At 45.5% G+C, this 1828-nt stretch carries 2 protein-coding genes; one reads left to right on the top strand and one right to left on the bottom strand.

The features are described from left to right. Positions 1-149: 149 nt before the first annotated feature. A complete protein-coding gene (locus LAY41_RS32060; protein ID WP_249106746.1) occupies positions 150-551 on the top strand; it encodes a translation initiation factor in 402 nt (133 codons plus the stop codon). A 101-nt stretch (positions 552-652) separates the two neighbouring features. Here LAY41_RS32060 and LAY41_RS32065 read toward each other — a convergent pair whose 3' ends face one another. Beyond that, positions 653-1750 (bottom strand): PAS domain-containing protein, encoded by a 1098-nt coding sequence (locus tag LAY41_RS32065; RefSeq protein ID WP_249106748.1) that lies wholly within the window; start codon positions 1748-1750, stop codon positions 653-655. Positions 1751-1828 lie beyond the last annotated feature (78 nt).

The raw sequence follows: 1828 nt of genomic DNA on the forward strand, positions 1-1828 counted from the left end.
TTCTTTTCATAATTGATTCTAAATGTACTATTGTTCGGCGCTATTATAACATTTTAGCACACTAAGTACGGAAGAGCAAGGGAAATTGGTAATACTGTGAAAAAGAATGCACAAACAAAGCTGATCTTCTTAGATAATTGGTGCCTTTTATGTCTTCTTCAAAACGCAAATCTTCCGACCTCAAAACCTTCACTGAAAATCGCATCGTCTATTCGGAATTTGGCAACGGCGACAACTCGGCTGCTCTAAAACGATCGGTCCCAGACAACTCAGCAGCTCTAGAACGAGCAGTCCCAGAACTACCGCCAAATCAACAAGACCTCCGAGTGCAGGCATCCCGTAAAGGTCGCAAGGGCAAAACTGTAACGATAATTACTGGTTTTCAAAGTAAGCCGGAAACTCTCAACGCCTTGCTCAAACAGTTGAAAACTCAATGCGGTACTGGTGGCACTGTTAAAGACAATACCATTGAAATTCAAGGGGATTGCGGTCAGAGGCTTGTTCAGGTTCTGATTCAACAGGGTTACAAAGCGAAAATTTGCGGCGGGTAGTGGGTCAATCATGCCGCTCATCCATCAGGAGGATGATCCCTTCGATCTCGCTTCCCACAATCAGCGGCGTGCAAATAACGCGACAGCGAATATTTCTGCCTCTACGGAACAGCATCTAACACCACTTGCTGTTCCTCCCACTTCCCATTCTGGCAGGTACGGGTTAGTACCCGCAGTTGTTCTACTGGCAAACCGATATCTAAATCAAAGAAGAAACGCCCAATAGCTTCGTCAGATCGCAAGCCCCACAAATCCTCAGCCGTATTGTTCCAAAGTTGGACGCCAAGACGGGTATCTAAAACAACCATTGCAATACGCAAGCTGGTGAGAACGGCATCCAAGAAAATGTTGACACGGTTAAATTCATCAGTACGCAGACACAGTTCTTCGTTGGTGGTGTGAAGTTCTTCGTTGGAAGACTGAAGTTCCTCGTTCATGGTCTCCAATTCTTCGTTAGTACTCTGAAGTTCCTCATTCGTAGTCTCCAGTTCTTCGTTAGTACTCTGAAGTTCTTCATTCGTAGTTTCCAATTCTTCATTGCTACTCTGGAGTTCTTCGTAGGCGGTTTCCAGTTCCTGGGTAGACCGCTGAAGTTCTCGCTCTAACTGGTTGTAGCGCGTCACATCGTTGAAGACTATTGATATGCCAAGTATATCGCCGTTGGTATCCAGCAGGGGAATCAGGTGAATTTCCAGCCACGTCACACGATCGTCTGCCCGAATTAGTTCCACATCGGAAATCGCGACTGTACGGCGTTGGCTGTAAGCTCGATCTATACGCGATCGCAAGTCAGCCGGACGGTAAGAAAGTTCGAGATCGTGCAAAGGGCGGTTTAAATCGTGGGAAGTTAGACCAAACAAAATCTTAGCCTGCCGATTTACCAGCGCTAAGTTGCCCTCCTTATCTACAATTATCTGTGCTGTCGGTAAAGTTTCTAAAGCTTCGTCCCGCAAACGCATATTCATCACCAAGCGATCGGTCCCTTCTTCGTTGCCAGAGTCGGACATTACTAGCAGCCGATCGCGCAAACTTATTTTACATACTTTGGAAAAGATTCGATATTTAAGATTGGCTGGAATAAAAAGGTCAGCATGAGTCAGCAGCATCTCTGCCTTGCCAACAAACAGAAAGCCAGTCTCAATCAGAGCAAAGTGGAAGCGGGCGAGGATACGAGCCTGAGTATCCGCTGTAAAATACATCAGGGCTGAAATCAGTTCAAAAATATTTACCTGAAGCTACTCAAACTTACTCATATTATAAGCTAGCATAGTAATATG

The sequence above is a fragment of the Argonema galeatum A003/A1 genome, from assembly GCF_023333595.1.
Classification (GTDB): Bacteria; Cyanobacteriota; Cyanobacteriia; order Cyanobacteriales; family Aerosakkonemataceae; genus Argonema; species Argonema galeatum.

Excerpts from the sequence above, each read along its gene's own strand:
- LAY41_RS32060 (WP_249106746.1), top strand. The coding sequence starts at position 150 with ATGTCTTCTTCAAAACGCAAATCTTCCGACCTCAAAACCTTCACTGAA.
- LAY41_RS32065 (WP_249106748.1), bottom strand. The coding sequence starts at position 1,750 with ATGTATTTTACAGCGGATACTCAGGCTCGTATCCTCGCCCGCTTCCAC.